The sequence below is a fragment of the Streptosporangium sp. NBC_01755 genome (assembly GCF_035917995.1).
In the GTDB taxonomy this organism is placed as follows: domain Bacteria; phylum Actinomycetota; class Actinomycetes; order Streptosporangiales; family Streptosporangiaceae; genus Streptosporangium.
On the sequence record NZ_CP109131.1, the window covers coordinates 4,354,926 to 4,368,387 of the forward strand.

At 69.3% G+C, this 13,462-nt stretch carries 15 protein-coding genes; 10 read left to right on the forward strand and 5 right to left on the reverse strand.

What is annotated here, in order from left to right; all coding sequences use genetic code 11:
* The first annotated feature begins 2 nt into the window (after window positions 1–2).
* Together OG884_RS20985 and wecB are read left to right on the forward strand one after the other, a co-directional pair.
* Window positions 3–656: an NUDIX hydrolase gene (locus OG884_RS20985; RefSeq protein WP_326635358.1), complete on the forward strand. Its 654-nt coding sequence runs from the start codon at window positions 3–5 to the stop codon at window positions 654–656.
* Window positions 657–701: 45 nt separating this feature from the next.
* Window positions 702–1,784 carry a non-hydrolyzing UDP-N-acetylglucosamine 2-epimerase gene (gene wecB, locus OG884_RS20990; RefSeq protein WP_326635360.1) on the forward strand — a complete coding sequence of 361 codons (1,083 nt, stop codon included), beginning with the start codon at window positions 702–704 and terminating at the stop codon, window positions 1,782–1,784.
* Between the two features lie 109 nt (window positions 1,785–1,893).
* Here the strand turns inward: wecB and OG884_RS20995 are convergent, their stop codons facing one another.
* Window positions 1,894–2,094: a hypothetical protein gene (locus tag OG884_RS20995; protein ID WP_326635362.1), complete on the reverse strand. Its 201-nt coding sequence runs from the start codon at window positions 2,092–2,094 to the stop codon at window positions 1,894–1,896.
* Between the two features lie 503 nt (window positions 2,095–2,597).
* Complete coding sequence (locus tag OG884_RS21000) at window positions 2,598–2,846, reverse strand: hypothetical protein (protein ID WP_326635365.1); 249 nt, start codon at window positions 2,844–2,846, stop codon at window positions 2,598–2,600.
* 302 nt (window positions 2,847–3,148) lie between these two features.
* On the opposite strand from OG884_RS21000, the gene OG884_RS21005 reads away from it, so the two are divergent.
* The 4 genes from OG884_RS21005 (at window position 3,149) to ygfZ (ending at window position 5,793) form a co-directional block, all read left to right on the forward strand.
* Window positions 3,149–4,000, forward strand: coding sequence for a helix-turn-helix domain-containing protein (locus OG884_RS21005; RefSeq protein WP_326635367.1), 852 nt, complete (start codon window positions 3,149–3,151; stop codon window positions 3,998–4,000).
* Between the two features lie 8 nt (window positions 4,001–4,008).
* Window positions 4,009–4,215 (forward strand): DUF397 domain-containing protein, encoded by a 207-nt coding sequence (locus OG884_RS21010; RefSeq protein ID WP_326635368.1) that lies wholly within the window; start codon window positions 4,009–4,011, stop codon window positions 4,213–4,215.
* A 129-nt stretch (window positions 4,216–4,344) separates the two neighbouring features.
* Window positions 4,345–4,767 carry a Fur family transcriptional regulator gene (locus tag OG884_RS21015; RefSeq protein WP_326635369.1) on the forward strand — a complete coding sequence of 141 codons (423 nt, stop codon included), beginning with the start codon at window positions 4,345–4,347 and terminating at the stop codon, window positions 4,765–4,767.
* 42 nt (window positions 4,768–4,809) lie between these two features.
* Window positions 4,810–5,793 (forward strand): CAF17-like 4Fe-4S cluster assembly/insertion protein YgfZ, encoded by a 984-nt coding sequence (gene ygfZ / locus OG884_RS21020; RefSeq protein ID WP_326635370.1) that lies wholly within the window; start codon window positions 4,810–4,812, stop codon window positions 5,791–5,793.
* Window positions 5,794–5,989: 196 nt separating this feature from the next.
* On the opposite strand, the gene dtd is transcribed toward ygfZ, so the two are convergent.
* The gene (gene dtd, locus OG884_RS21025; RefSeq protein ID WP_326635372.1) at window positions 5,990–6,415 is read right to left on the reverse strand and encodes a D-aminoacyl-tRNA deacylase; all 426 of its coding nucleotides are present in this window, start codon (window positions 6,413–6,415) and stop codon (window positions 5,990–5,992) included.
* A 58-nt stretch (window positions 6,416–6,473) separates the two neighbouring features.
* Here dtd and OG884_RS21030 point away from each other — a divergent pair, with 58 nt between their 5' ends.
* A complete protein-coding gene (locus OG884_RS21030) occupies window positions 6,474–7,415 on the forward strand; it encodes an asparaginase (RefSeq protein ID WP_326635375.1) in 942 nt (313 codons plus the stop codon).
* A gap of 95 nt (window positions 7,416–7,510) precedes the next feature.
* Here OG884_RS21030 and OG884_RS21035 read toward each other — a convergent pair whose 3' ends face one another.
* On the reverse strand, window positions 7,511–9,178 hold the full coding sequence (locus OG884_RS21035; RefSeq protein ID WP_326635377.1) for a DUF2207 domain-containing protein: 1,668 nt from the start codon (window positions 9,176–9,178) through the stop codon (window positions 7,511–7,513).
* 134 nt (window positions 9,179–9,312) lie between these two features.
* Between OG884_RS21035 and OG884_RS21040 the strand changes: the two genes are divergently transcribed.
* Window positions 9,313–10,341 carry a neutral zinc metallopeptidase gene (locus tag OG884_RS21040; RefSeq protein WP_326635378.1) on the forward strand — a complete coding sequence of 343 codons (1,029 nt, stop codon included), beginning with the start codon at window positions 9,313–9,315 and terminating at the stop codon, window positions 10,339–10,341.
* Window positions 10,342–10,612: 271 nt separating this feature from the next.
* Window positions 10,613–11,248: an SGNH/GDSL hydrolase family protein gene (locus tag OG884_RS21045; RefSeq protein WP_326635380.1), complete on the forward strand. Its 636-nt coding sequence runs from the start codon at window positions 10,613–10,615 to the stop codon at window positions 11,246–11,248.
* Between the two features lie 150 nt (window positions 11,249–11,398).
* Here the strand turns inward: OG884_RS21045 and OG884_RS21050 are convergent, their stop codons facing one another.
* Complete coding sequence (locus OG884_RS21050) at window positions 11,399–12,673, reverse strand: APC family permease (RefSeq protein WP_326635382.1); 1,275 nt, start codon at window positions 12,671–12,673, stop codon at window positions 11,399–11,401.
* Between the two features lie 444 nt (window positions 12,674–13,117).
* Between OG884_RS21050 and OG884_RS21055 the strand changes: the two genes are divergently transcribed.
* Window positions 13,118–13,441 (forward strand): hypothetical protein, encoded by a 324-nt coding sequence (locus tag OG884_RS21055; protein ID WP_326635384.1) that lies wholly within the window; start codon window positions 13,118–13,120, stop codon window positions 13,439–13,441.
* Window positions 13,442–13,462 lie beyond the last annotated feature (21 nt).

Consider the following 13,462-nt stretch of genomic DNA (forward strand, 5'->3'; position numbering starts at 1 on the left):
GCATGCTCATCGACATTTACAACGACCGCAACAAGCACATCGGCGCCGAGGACAAGAAGGTCGCGCACGAGAAAGGGCTGTGGCATCGCACGTTCTCCTGCCTGACCGTCAACCCCTCCACCCAGACCGTGCTGCTCCAGAAGAAGCAGCCGGGCCGCTACGCCTTCGACCGGCCCGACCACGCCGATTTCACCGTCGGCGGCCACTACGAAGCCGGTGAGAGCATCACCGACGGCGTCCGGGAGATCCGGGAAGAACTCGGCCTCGACGTCGACTACAAGGAACTGCAGCCGCTGGGAATCCGCCAGACCGCCGTAACCCTGGCCCCGACATGGATCGAGCGCGAGTTCCAGTACTGGCACCTCCTGGCGCTGCCACTCGGCCTGGAGGAGATCCCACTCGACGACGCCGAGGTCTCCGGACTCGTACAGATCGGCCTCCATGACGCGATCTCGCTCGCGGCCGGCGACCGCACCGAGGCCCCCGCCCGCTACCTGATCCGGTCAAGGGAAGGCCGCGAATATCAGGACGCGACGCTGACCCGAGACGACCTCGTGCCCGGCTACCTCGACGAGGACTCCGATCGGCTCTACCTGCGGCTGTTCATCGCCGCGCACCGCTACCTGCAAGGCGAGCACGACCGCCTGTTCTGGTGACCACGGAAAGGACCGACCGCTGATGTCTTCCAGCACCGACCGCTGATGTCTTCCAGCACCGACCGTTCGATCGCTGTTGTCCTCGGCACCCGACCAGAGATGATCAAACTATCGGTGCTGATCACCCTGCTCGGCGACCAAGCACGCGTGATCCACACCGGCCAGCACTACGACCCGACGATGACGGGCGACTCCGCTTCCAACGTCCATCACCCCCACCTGCAGCTGAGGGTCGGCGGCCAGCACCGCGGCGTCCAGATCGGCGCCGCCACCGCCCAGCTCACCCAGGCGTGGCACGACGATCCGCCCGCAGCGGTCATCGTGCAAGGCGACACCAACGCGGCCTTGGCCGGCGCTCTGGCCGCCAACGCCGTACAGGCCCCGCTCATCCACGTTGAGGCGGGACTGCGCAGCCACGACCGCGCGATGCCCGAAGAGCACAACCGCATCGTCATCGACCACCTCGCTGACCTATGCTGCGCGGTGACGTCGCAGAACGTCTCGAACCTGTGGGCCGAAGGCATCCCCGACAGCCGGATCGTGCTGACCGGCAACCCCATCGTGGAGGCAGTCCACCTGACGGAGAGAGATCACGCCGCAGCGCTGCGCCTCACCGCTCCGCTGGGCGGCGAACCATACGTGGTGTCCACGCTGCACCGGCCGGAAAACGTTGATGACCCCGACCGGCTCCGCCGCATGCTGACCAGCCTCGCCGCACTCGACCTGCCGGTTCTGCTAGTGATCCACCCACGCACCCGGCAGCGGGTGCAGCAGTTCGGCCTCAGCGATCTCTTGGCCCAGCTACACGTCATCGACCCACTCAGCTACCCGGCGTTCCTCGCGGTCGCCGAACAAGCCTCCTTGCTGATCTCCGACTCAGGAGGAATCCAGGAGGAGGCCGGCATCCTCGGAGTACGTCTGCTCGTGCTGCGCCAGTCCACCGAACGGCCTGAAGCCTTGAGTGCGGACTGCGCGTTGGTTCCCCAGCCGGAACAGCTCCGCGTGTTCGCTCAATCGATGGCCGCGCTCCCTGGCAGACCATTGCCGGGCCTTAGCGTGTTCGGCGATGGCCGGGCCTCTGCACGCATCGCGGACCTTACCGAAATTCTTGCCGCAAGCGCACCCTGAGGCCACGTCCGGGGAGGTGGCCGGGCGCGGCATCTGTGCCCCTCTTGCCAGGCCCGGGTGCTCATACACCGCCTCCGTGAACGCACTCCGCCCGCTCTGCGGTACGCGTTCAGGGGCGGCTCACGGGTCCGTGCTCGGTCGGGCGGCAGTGGATGGTCAGCATGCCGTACAGGCGGATGGCGTCGGCCATGGGCACGCACGTTCCGGTGGCGCCGGTGAGGAACAGTTCGACGCCGGGATGGCCGTGGACGAACCACAGGCGGCCGGTCGTCTCCGACGAGACGATGTCACCGGGGCGCGGCTCGGTCATGCGGGTCTCCTCGCTGTTGGGCGGGTACCGGCTCCGGAGTGACGCCTCGTTCTTCGACGCCCGCCCGACCGGTCCGTCAGTGGATGGTCGGTGCTGAAGGTTTCGAGGCCCCGCTGGGCGGCGGGCGCTTCGGCTCCGTTCTCGTTCATCGCTCCTCCCGAAGGAGGGCCGGTCCCCGCCCGCACCTGGGGCGGGCGGGGACCGGATATCCAGCGGCAGGCACGGGGGCACCTGCCGTTGGACGGACGGGGGTCTCCGCCCGAGCGTGGCCGGGCGGAGACCGAGCCCGGCAGAAGGTGGGACTTCTGCCGGGCGGGGGCCGGGCGGTAAGCGCGGGTCTTTCCGCCGACCCGGCATTGGGCGGTCCCGCCCTTTCGCCCCTCCAAGCTGGGGGCGGGACCGCACCTCACGGGCCCCTACGACGCGTGAGGCTCCCGGCCTGTCATGGCAGGCCGAGAAACGGCCCGGCTACCGCACACCCGACGGCAACGGCAGCCGGGGGCTCAGGGGGTGGAACCGCTGCACTTGTCGGTCAGCGTGGCCTGCTCGGTCAGCTGCCGGCACAGGTCTGCCGGGGTGTCGGCATCGATCGTGCGGTCGATGCCGGGCTGCTGCTCCTCGGCCTTGCTGAGCGGGGCGTGGCGGGTGGCCCACCAGCGTCCGGCGTCGCTGCGCCAGATGGCCCAGCGGGGAAACTTCTCGGCGAGCAGATCGCGAGCGGTCACCTCGGCGAGATCGGGCGTGGTGGTCATGGGGTGACCTTCTTTGCGGCTTCGGCGGGGTCATCCAGGATTTTCTTGCCGATCGTCGGCGCCGGATGTTTGTTCGTCGCCCACCGGTAGTTCGTTCCGAGCGGCCGGATGAGCCAATCGGGGGGTGCTGCACGCCCACCGTCCACAGGTAGCCTTTCTCTCACAGTCATGACTCCTACACTCTGTGTAGTGGTTGAGTGCCCCTACAATCACTCCCAAGACTCAAACTTGCAAGACCAAAGCAAGCAATACCCAAATGTCTGTTTTCTCCCTCGACCGGTATCTCCCTTCAGGAGGCGCCCATGACCTACAGCCCAACGGTGAGACGTCGTCGCCTGTCCGCCGCCCTTCGCCGGGCCAGGGAAGACGCCAACCTCACCGCCGACGCCGCCGCCAAACTCCTGCGCTGGCCGGCGTCCAAAGTGACGCGCATCGAGCGCAACGAGTGGCGGCGGCCAACCGTCAGCGACGTGACCGATCTGCTCGACATCTACGGCGTCACGGACGGAGCCGTACGTCAGGCCATGAGCACGCTCGCCAGGCAGGCGCGTGAACGCGGTTGGTGGGAAGGGGAGCTCAAGGCCGAACTCGGCGGCAGCCTGGTCGAGTTCGAAACCGAGGCTTCACAGATCAGAACATTCCAGGCGCTCTTGGTTCCCGGCCTGCTACAGACCGCCGACTACGCGCGAGCGGTGTTCAAAGGCGGCATGGTCCTCGACGAGACCGTGATCGAACGGCGTGTCCACGCCCGGCTCGCCCGCCAGAGGCTCCTGAGTCGCGACCATCCGCCCGTTTTCTGGGCCGTCATCGACGAAGCCGCCCTGGCCAAGCATGTCGGTGGCCCGGAGACGATGCGTGAACAGCTCCGTCATCTGATCAAGATGGCCGCCAGGCCGAACATCGGGATCCAGGTCCTGCCGAATTTCGTGGGCGCGCACGCGGCGATGACCGGCTCGTTCGCGATCCTGTCCTACGCGATCCCCGATGACTCCGATCTGGTGTACATGGAAACCGGTGCGAATGGGGACCTCTATATCGAATCTCCGGAGGAGATAGAGCGCTATACGCTCAAGTATGACCATGTACGCGCGAGCGCGCTCTCGGCGGATGCCTCGGTGTCGTACCTGGCGGACCTGGTCGAACAACTGAAGTGAGGGAGATCATGGACAAGACCCAGTCTGAGATGCTTACCTGGCGGAAGGCCCGTCGCAGTAGCGCCGACGGCGGCGACTGTGTTGAGGTGGCGGATCTGTCCGGTGGTGGCAGGGCCGTGCGGGACAGTAAGGACCCGGGTGGGCCGGTGCTCCGGTTCACTTCCAAGGAGTGGGGCGCGTTCGTCGCCGGGGTGAAGGCCGACGAGTTCGGCTGATCGACTCAAGTCGCGAGTGAGCCTCCGCTCATCCGGCGAATGGCGAGGGCTCTCCTCCACCGGGGCTGGAGGAGAGCTTCGAAGGGAAGGGTTGGGCGTGCGGAGCTTCGAAGCTCATAGACTCTTGGCATGACCGAGACGTCGTGGCATGAGGAACTGCGGGCGCGCGGTTACCGGGTCACTCCGCAACGCCAGCTGGTGCTTGAGGCGGTCAAGGCCTGCGAGCACGCCACTCCAGAGGAGATCTGCAACCGGGTGCGGGAGACCGCTCGCGGGGTGAACATCTCGACCGTCTACCGGACCCTTGAGCTTCTTGAGGAGCTCGGCATGGTCACCCACTCCCATCTGGGGCACGGTGCCCCCACCTACCATCTGACCTCCGAGGCCGATCACGTGCACCTGGTCTGCCGTGGCTGCGGGGAGATCAGCGAGGTCAGTCCGGAGCTGGTGGAGAGCTTCGTCGACAACCTCGACCAGAAGCTCGGGTTCGTCACCGACGTGCACCACCTGACGGTCTTCGGCCGCTGCCGCAACTGCCGCAACTGCCGCTGAGCCGCTGCCGTCGTTGCCGGCGGGGCCTCGTAGGCTGTGTGCATGCGAAGCCCTCTGCTGGACACTCCCGGCGCGGTCGCGGCCGAGGCCCCCGACGCCGATGTCGCCGGACACTACGGCGACCCGTTCGCCGAGCAGCGCACGCTGCTCGCCGGAGAGGCGATGGTCGACCGGAGCAATCGCGAGGTCGTCCGGATCTCCGGACCCGACCGTCTGAGCTGGCTCAACAGTCTCAGCTCGCAGAAACTCGACGACCTGAAACCCGGTCGACCCACCGAGACGCTGCTGCTGGACGCCCAGGGCAGGGTGGAGCACCACCTCGTCCTCGTCGACGACGGTGAGGCCATCTGGGCGCATGTCGAGCCGGGCACCGGTGCTGAGCTGGCCGCGTTCCTCGACAAGATGCGGTTCATGCTGAGGGTCGAGGTCGCCGACGTGACGGATCGCTACGCCGTGGTCTCCGTGGCCGAACAGGCGCGGCCCGCCCTGCCCGAGGGGGCCGTCGCCGTGGGTCACGACATCCTGCTCCCGCGCGAGCGGCTGGCAGCGGGGCTCGGGCTGAGGCTCGCCGGGCTCTGGGCGTATGAGGCGCTGCGGATCGAGGACCACCGCCCCCGGCTGGGTTTCGAGACCGACCACAAGACGATCCCGCACGAGGTGGACTGGATCGGCACGGCCCTGCACCTCAACAAGGGCTGCTACAAGGGCCAGGAGACCGTGGCCCGCGTGCACAACCTGGGTCACCCGCCGCGCCGCCTGGTCTTCCTGCACCTGGACGGCAGCGTCGACACCCTGCCGAAGCACGGTGCCCCCGTGACGTACGACGGCGCGGATGTCGGCTCCGTCGGCAGTTCCGCGCGCCATCACGAGCTGGGCCCGATCGCGCTGGCCGTGGTCAAGCGGACGGTGCCGGTGGAGGCCACGCTGGAGGCCGGCGGGGTGGCCGCGTCCCAGGAGGTCATCGTGCCGCCGGACGCCGGACGCAACGTTCAGATCGACCCCGCCCTGCGCCGACGCATCCGCTGACGGCACCGAGTCGCGTCACGGGTGGCGTCGACCTCCGGCCGGCATGTCACGGGTGGCGTCGACTTCCGGCCCTTCTGTCACCGGTGGTTCGGCTCACCGGGAAACCTCGGGTCAGGCTCAGGTCATCTCTCCGGGGCATCGAGCCTCGGAGAGATCGGCTGGCCGGGGAGAGTCCCGGCCGTCCCGGTCCCGCGGCTCAGACGTCCAGGATCAGGGTGATCGGGCCGTCGTTGGTCAACCCGACCTTCATGTCGGCGCCGAAGACCCCCGTCTCCACATGGGCGCCCAGCCCGCGCAGTTCGGCGCAGACCGCCTCGACCAGGGGCTCGGCGACCGGACCCGGTGCGGCGGCCTGCCAGGTGGGGCGGCGGCCCTTGCGGGCGTCGCCGTACAGGGTGAACTGGCTGACCACCAGCAGTGGCGCGCCGATGTCGGAGCAGGACTTCTCGCCGGAGAGGATACGCAGGCCCCAGAGCTTGGCGGCGAGCCTGGCCGCCTGGTCGGGGGTGTCGGTATGGGTCACGCCGACCAGGACCAGCAGTCCCGGCTCGTCGATCGCTCCGACCGTCACGCCGTCCACCACCACTGACGCGGAACTCACCCGCTGCACGACCGCACGCATGCCTCCCATCATCTCGTGCCTCCCGACCTCTCTAGAATCTGGGCGAAAGGAGACAAAGGTGTCTGCTGAGTCATTGTTCGTCGAGGTTGTCCGTTCGGGGTTCGTGGAGTCCACACATCGGGCGCGGATGCTCGCCGTGGCCGCCGACGGCTCCCCGGTGAGGGTCCACGGGGCGGTGGACGCCCTGGCCTCGCCGCGCTCGTCGATGAAACCCCTACAGGCGCTCGCCATGGTCCGCGCCGGGCTCCCCCTGTCGGGGGAGTTGCTCGCGCTGGCGTGCGCGAGTCACGCGGGTGAGCCGTTCCACGTGGACGGGGTACGCGAGATCCTGGCCGGGGCCGGGCTGGACGAGAGCACGCTGGGCTGCCCGGAGGACCTGCCGGAGCACGTCGCCTCCCGGGAGGAGGTTCTGCGCTCCGGAGGGGGTCGGGCCAGGGTCTACATGAACTGCTCGGGCAAGCACGCGGCGATGCTCGCCACCTGCGTGGTCAACGGCTGGCCGCTGGAGACCTACCTCGACCAGACCCATCCGCTACAGCGGGGCATCCGCGCCACGGTCGAGGAACTGACCGGCGAGCGTGTCGCGGCCGGCGGGGTGGACGGCTGCGGCGCGCCGCTGTTCTTCGTCTCGATGCGGGGCGTGACCCGGGCGTTCCGCGCCCTCGTCCTGGCCGAGCCCGGCACCCCGGAGCGCCGGATCGCGGACGCCTTCCGGGCCCACCCCGAGTGGACGTCGGGCACCATGCGCCCCGAGGTCCGGCTGATGCGGGCGATTCCCGGACTGATGATCAAGCTCGGTGCGGAGGCGTTCGACGCGTTCGCCTTCAGCGACGGGCGCTCGGGGACCGTCAAGATCGAGGACGGTGGCCAGCGCGCCCGGGTCCCGGTCACCATCACGGCCCTCCGGGCACTCGGCTTCGAGGGTCCCGAGCTCGACGAACTGGCCACGGGTGTGCTGTTCGGCGGCGGGCGTCCGGTGGGCGAGATCCGGGTGCGGTAGTGCGGCGCCGGGGAAGCCACACCGGCTTCCCCGGCTTCCCCGGTGCTCCGAACGGTGCTCCGAACGGTGCTTCGAACGGTGCCCCGTCGCCGATGTCACACGGAGCGGAGCCGGCGGGTGGTGGAGATCGCGCCGGAGGTGGTCATGGTGAAGGTCCGCATCGAGTCGGCGAACCTGGACAGGTCCCACTCGGCAGGGCCGTGGTACCAGTACAGGTTGTCGGACTTCTGGCCGTCGCCGGTGACCGAGGAGACCACGCGGGCCCAGCGGTCGACGCTGTCGAAGATCACGGCGTAGGGCAGGTAGCGGGAGAACAGCTCGACCCGCTGGGCTTCCGGGACGTCGTCGCCGATATCGCCGCCGGTCAGGTACTCCTTGAAACCCAGGGTGTGGGCGAGGGCTCCCGAACCCTTGGCGGTCTTGGCCGGCATGTACTGGCCGCCCACCGCCAGGGCGGCACCGGCGATGATCAGGGCCAGGCCGAGCAGCCCGTAGCTGGTGAGCCAGGCCAGTGCGAGGGTGGCGAGGACGCCGAGCACGGTGAGGACCCCGCCGAGGGTCGTCCAGCGGGTGCGGACGGTGTCGGGGCGGCGGGCGAACCAGCCCTGCTTGACCACGTCGCGGTAGAGCGCCTCGCGGACCTTGCCGAGCCTGGCTCCGAACGATCCCCGGAGTTCCGAGAGCAGTACCGTGTCGCGGCCGTCGAAGATGGCGTCGTAGAGCTCCAGTTCGTAGGCCATCAGTGAGGCGACCTGGGTGGCGGGTAGCCGTACGAGCCTCCAGTCGGGTGTCTCGTACGTCTGCCGGGGCTGCTCGTCGATCCTGAGGTATCCCCGGACGGCCAGATCGACGATCGTGGCGGTCACGTCGAGCACGTCGGCCTGCTCGTCCATGAGAGTGCCGATCTGACCGGGGCGGACGCCGGCCGGCGGGGCGAAGTGGCCGTTCTCGACACCGCTGAGCGATCCCGACTCGTGGCCGACCACGCGGGCGTCCCGGCCTCGTGTCCAGTAGAGGAGAGCGAGGCCGCCGAGCATCAGGAAGAGCAGGGCGGCCAGCGCGCAGCCGGTGACGGTGTTCAAGGTGAAGGCGTTGGAGAGCTCGAAGCGGCGCGCCAGGATCGGCGCGCCCTTGCTGGCGGCGGCAGGGTAGCCGACGACCACGGTGAGCACCTCGCCGGTGTCGAGGCCCTGCTGCCCGAACTCGGCGGCGACGCCCATGTGGTCCATTGATGCCTCGGTACAGGCGATCGCCGAGGTCAGGGGGCCGGCGAAGCACGACAGGCTCTGCAGCGCGGCCGGACCGCTCACGGTGACCCTGGCCAGCTCGACCGGGACCGACCAGCCGCCCACGGCGTACCACCGCAGCTCCTGGGTGTCGGCGAGTGGCGTGATGGTGCCCTTGACGTCGTACTCCAGGACGGCGCTGCCCGTGCCCTTCAGCGTGATGACATCGCCGGTCAGCACGGCGTCGCCCTTGAGGTCGGTGACCTGGTAGAGCCGGTCACTGCGGTCGTCGTAGCGGGTCCGGTCGACGAGGTCGCGCGACGGCGCGTCGCCCTCGAAGGTGACCTCTTCCCTGACATGGAGCACGCCGTCCTGCCGGAGCTCCAGCTGGACCGTCGTGCTCGTCACCTTGCCGTCCGGTGTGGCCTGGGGAGACGCAGAACCGGTCGCGAGAGCAGGGGAGGCGCTGACTGTCAGCGCGAGGATGGCCGTCGCGGCCAGGCTTCCGACTGCTCGGTGCGAGAAAGATGCCGCCATGGGTCGGGAGCTTAGCGAGAAGCGTCGAGCCGTGATGATCGGCCTCGTATCCATTTCCTCCCGCCTATAAACCCATATGTGTAGATATCCGCTAGATTGCCGCCCGGAGATCCACTCTTTGGAGAGGCGGTTGCATGCGCCCACGGGGGTCGAACCCGCTGGCCTTCGGTGCTCTGGGCATTCTCGCCCTGGTGTTCGCCGCGGTCGTGGTGGTCGCCGGTCTGGCCGGTGGCGAGGAGGCCGAGATCCCGGCCGGTCCCGGTACCGCTCCGGTGGCGACGGGGAAGGCCGTCCCCACGCAGACGGGCGACACCGAGGTCACCCCGCCGGCCTTCACCCCACCGCGGAGGCTGAACCTCGGCTCGCTGGGCGGCACCGAGATCGTGCCGGCCGCCGCGGTGCGGAGCACGGCCGTCGACCTCCGCCACATGCACCGCTCCGACACCGCGGCCCGGCTCAAGCGCAACCCGCTGTACGGCACCGGCCTGATGCGCCCCACCTCCTGCCGCGCTCCCCGGCCCTCGGAACGACCCCGCGACATGCTCGCCTACCTCAACGCCGTCACCGGCTGTCTGGACCGGGCGTGGAGCGCGAAGTTCTCCCAGGCCGGAGCGGTCTTCCTGAAGCCGAGCAAGGTCTACTGGTCCCGTGCGGGGCGCGGGCCCTGCGGGGTCTATCCCAACCCCGGCGCCTCCGCCTACTACTGCCCGTCCAACCGGGGCATGTACATCGGCCTGAGCCACGTGATCGAGCGGAGCGGCCAGGTCGACCCCGCCCGGAACCATGTGCCCTACCTGACCGTGCTCGCCCATGAGTACGCCCACCATGTGCAGTCCATGGCGGGTATCGGCGGGGCCTGGTGGTGGGAGGTCTCCAACAGATCCCGTGCCGCGCAGGACGCGTACTCCCGGCGCCACGAGCTTCAGGCGCAGTGCCTCGCGGGGGCCTTCACCCGCACCGTGCGGGTCCCGCTGGGTATCACCGGCGCCCGCTGGCAGGAGGTGCTGCGGACGGACTACGGGCGCGGTGACGACCAGAGCGGCAGCCCCCGGCGCGACCACGGCAGCGGCGAGCACTACGCCGCCTGGCTCCACCAGGGCTGGAAGTACGCCCGGATCGCCTACTGCAACACCTGGGTGGTCGCCCCCTCCCGGGTCAGCTGATCCACCCTCGCCGGGCGGGGAGGCTTCGAGCCCTCTCGTGACGGCGCGGAAAGGCTTCCGGACTTTGTGATGCCACGGGGTCCGGCTTTTCGGCTTTCCGGGTCCGGGTACCGGTGGACATCTACAATCATGTCGGCACTCCGACGTTCCCCGAGGTGGCATGCGCACGCCCGCACGTAGACGACCGTGGGCGTTCGCGGTCGCATTTGTTGTAGCGATTTTCTGTCTTATTTCGGGATGTAGCCCTGGAAGTGGTGCGACCGTACCCGTGATGGTGGGTGCCGAACCCCCCGCCTCGACCACCCCGCCACCTCCGATCCCGGCACCGCTCGTCATGATCATCGGTGACAGTTTCACGGTCGGGTCGGGGCCGGTACGCGGATGGGACGGTTACGCGGCACAGGTCGCCCGGCGGCTGGGCTGGCAGCTGGTCACCGCGGGCGCCGCGGGAACGGGCTTCGTCAACCCGGGCAGGGTGGGCCGGACCTTCCAGCAGTCCTTTGTCAAGGAGCTCTCCTGGCGCCCTGAGCCCGACCTGTTGATCATCTCCGGCGGGCGTAACGACCGCGGGATCGGGGCCGCCAGGATCGAGACGGCGGCGGTCCACCTGCTGGAGCTGGTCAGGCGGCAGTGGCCGCACACCAGGATCGTGCTGGTCGGCCCGATCTGGATGACGAGGGCTCCCCGCTGGGCCTACCGGGTGAGGGAAGCCGTCTCGACCGCGGCCGACCGGCTGGCGGTGCCCTTCCTCGACCCGTTCGAGCCACTCGGCCCGCATGGCCGGGGCTGGGGCCGGGGGGCGGTCCTGCCCGACGGCGTCCACCCCACCCTCGTGGGCCACCTGCGCCTCTCGCGCTGGATGGTCACCAGACTGCACGAGTACGGCATCGAGGCGCGCCCTTCCTGACCGGGCGGAACCGGCCGGCCGGAGTGGAGCTCGGCACCGCTTCGGCCGGCCGGAGTGGTGCCGATGCGCGCCGGGTGCGCTGACGCTCGGCGTGGCACGCACCGCGGCGCGTCCGTTCAGGGGGTGAGGCGGTGGTGTCAGGCGGTGGTGTCAGGCGGTGGGAGGGCGACTCGGCGTCTGACGTGCCGCGTAGAGGATGGCTCCGACCGCCAGGACGGCGCTGCCTGAGAGTACCGAGATCACCGGGAGACTGAAGGCGAGAGCGACGCAGCCGACCATCCCGAGGATGGGAACGGCCCGGAGCGGGCGTCCTTCGCCGGGGGCCAGTGTCCAGGCGGCGGCGTTGGCGATGGCGTAGTAGGCCAGCACGCCGAAGGAGGAGAAACCGATCGCGCCGCGCAGGTCGGTGGTCAGCACGAGTACGGCGATGACGGCGCCGACGGTGAGTTCGGCCCGGTGTGGCACTTTGAAGCGCGGGTGCACGGCGGCCAGGAAGGAGGGCAGCCGGCGGTCCCTGGCCATGGCCAGGGTGGTGCGGGAGACGCCGAGGATCAGCGCGAGCAGCGACCCGAGGGCGGCGATCGCGGCGCCGGCGCCGACGACCGGGCCCAGGGCGGGCATGCCTGCGGCGCGGACCGCCTCGGCCAGCGGGGCGGCCGTTTCGGCCAGTCGCCGGGGGCCGAGGACGGCCAGGGTGGTGACGGCCACGGCCGTGTAGACGACCAGGGTGATACCGAGGGCGAGGGGGATCGCGCGGGGGATGGTCCGGGCGGGATCGCGCACCTCCTCGCCGAGGGTGGCGATGCGGGCGTAGCCGGCGAAGGCGAAGAACAGCAGGCCGGCGGCCTGCAGCACGCCGCGCACGCCCGCATCGGTGGTGATGGCAAGCCGGTCCGCCTGCGCTTGGCCGCTGATCAGGCTCGCCACCACCACGGCGGCCAGCACGAGCAGCACCGTCGCGACGATCGTGCGGGTCAGCCAGGCGGCCTTCTGGACCCCGGTGTAGTTCAGCGCGGTCAGGGCCACCACCGCGGCCACGGCCACCTCCCGCTCGTGTCCCGGCCACACATAGGCGCCCACGGTCAGTGCCATCGCCGCACAGGAGGCGATCTTGCCGACCACGAAGCTCCAGCCGGCCAGGTAGCCCCACAGGGGGCCCAGGCGCATCCGGCCGTAAAGGTAGGTGCCGCCGGAGGCCGGATAGAGTGCCGCCAGCCGGGCCGAGGAGGTGGCGTTGCAGTAGGCCACCGCCGCCGCGAGCCCCAGGCCCAGAAGCAGTCCCGACCCGGCTGCCGCCGCAGCCGGGGCCAGTGCGGCGAAGACTCCGGCGCCGATCATCGAACCCAGGCCGATCACCACCGCGTCCCCCAGGCCCAGGCGACGCTCCAGCCGTGGCTGCTCGGCTCCGGCGGGCGGCTCGGCCACGGCATCCCTCCGCTCCAGGAAAACGGGACTCGATATCAGGGCACGATACCGAGTCGCGGCGTGCGGAGATCACTCAGGTGCGGCGCCGGTCGGCAGATCGGAATGTGCCACGGGGCGATCGATGTCCCGGCTGAGGGCGAGCGTGCCTGACAGATCAGGTGACGTCCCCGGGGGCGGTGCGGGCTCTGTGATCGACGTGATCTTCGTGGCTTGCGGCCGCTAGGTGCATAAAGGACATTTCATCTCAAAGCGACTTGTAGGAGTTTAATATCCGCCATAAGCGGACAAGGGGAGTGTAAAAGCCTCGAATTGCTGTTTGTCGGCAGACATGCCAGGAAACTATGACAATTAGAGATGGCGCATAGATGGTCATCTCAGATGATTTCCGGCCGATCTAGGAAATGTCGGAAATTAGGGTAACTGAACCTTTCGAGGGGAAACAAAATGCCCAAGTCCAAGAGTGTTATCGCAGGGCTCGCGATCAGTACGGCGCTGACCGGCGGGGTCGTCGGTATGGGGGCGGCGACCACCGCCACGAGCGCCGGCGCGACCACCACCGCGGTCACCGCCGCGGCCTTCCCGACCTGGGGTGGTGGCTGCGGGCGCGGCTGCGGCTGCGGCGGCGGCGGTGGCTGCGGCGGTTGGGGACGCGGTCACCGCGGCCACAGCCGCGTCAGGGTGACCATCAACAACCACAACCACAACAACAACCACCTGAGCAACAGGAGCGGCGGCGGCCGCTTCGCGGGCTTCGGCGACGACGACTAGGTCTCCTGCTCGCCGAACCGC

Bases quoted from the DNA above. Each gene is read 5' to 3' on its own strand.
- OG884_RS20985 (WP_326635358.1), top strand. From the start codon at position 3: ATGCTCATCGACATTTACAACGACCGCAACAAGCACATCGGCGCCGAG.
- wecB (WP_326635360.1), top strand. From the start codon at position 702: ATGTCTTCCAGCACCGACCGTTCGATCGCTGTTGTCCTCGGCACCCGA.
- OG884_RS20995 (WP_326635362.1), bottom strand. From the start codon at position 2,094: ATGACCGAGCCGCGCCCCGGTGACATCGTCTCGTCGGAGACGACCGGC.
- OG884_RS21000 (WP_326635365.1), bottom strand. From the start codon at position 2,846: ATGACCACCACGCCCGATCTCGCCGAGGTGACCGCTCGCGATCTGCTC.
- OG884_RS21005 (WP_326635367.1), top strand. From the start codon at position 3,149: ATGACCTACAGCCCAACGGTGAGACGTCGTCGCCTGTCCGCCGCCCTT.
- OG884_RS21010 (WP_326635368.1), top strand. From the start codon at position 4,009: ATGGACAAGACCCAGTCTGAGATGCTTACCTGGCGGAAGGCCCGTCGC.
- OG884_RS21015 (WP_326635369.1), top strand. From the start codon at position 4,345: ATGACCGAGACGTCGTGGCATGAGGAACTGCGGGCGCGCGGTTACCGG.
- ygfZ (WP_326635370.1), top strand. From the start codon at position 4,810: ATGCGAAGCCCTCTGCTGGACACTCCCGGCGCGGTCGCGGCCGAGGCC.
- dtd (WP_326635372.1), bottom strand. From the start codon at position 6,415: ATGCGTGCGGTCGTGCAGCGGGTGAGTTCCGCGTCAGTGGTGGTGGAC.
- OG884_RS21035 (WP_326635377.1), bottom strand. From the start codon at position 9,178: ATGGCGGCATCTTTCTCGCACCGAGCAGTCGGAAGCCTGGCCGCGACG.
- OG884_RS21040 (WP_326635378.1), top strand. From the start codon at position 9,313: ATGCGCCCACGGGGGTCGAACCCGCTGGCCTTCGGTGCTCTGGGCATT.
- OG884_RS21045 (WP_326635380.1), top strand. From the start codon at position 10,613: ATGGTGGGTGCCGAACCCCCCGCCTCGACCACCCCGCCACCTCCGATC.
- OG884_RS21055 (WP_326635384.1), top strand. From the start codon at position 13,118: ATGCCCAAGTCCAAGAGTGTTATCGCAGGGCTCGCGATCAGTACGGCG.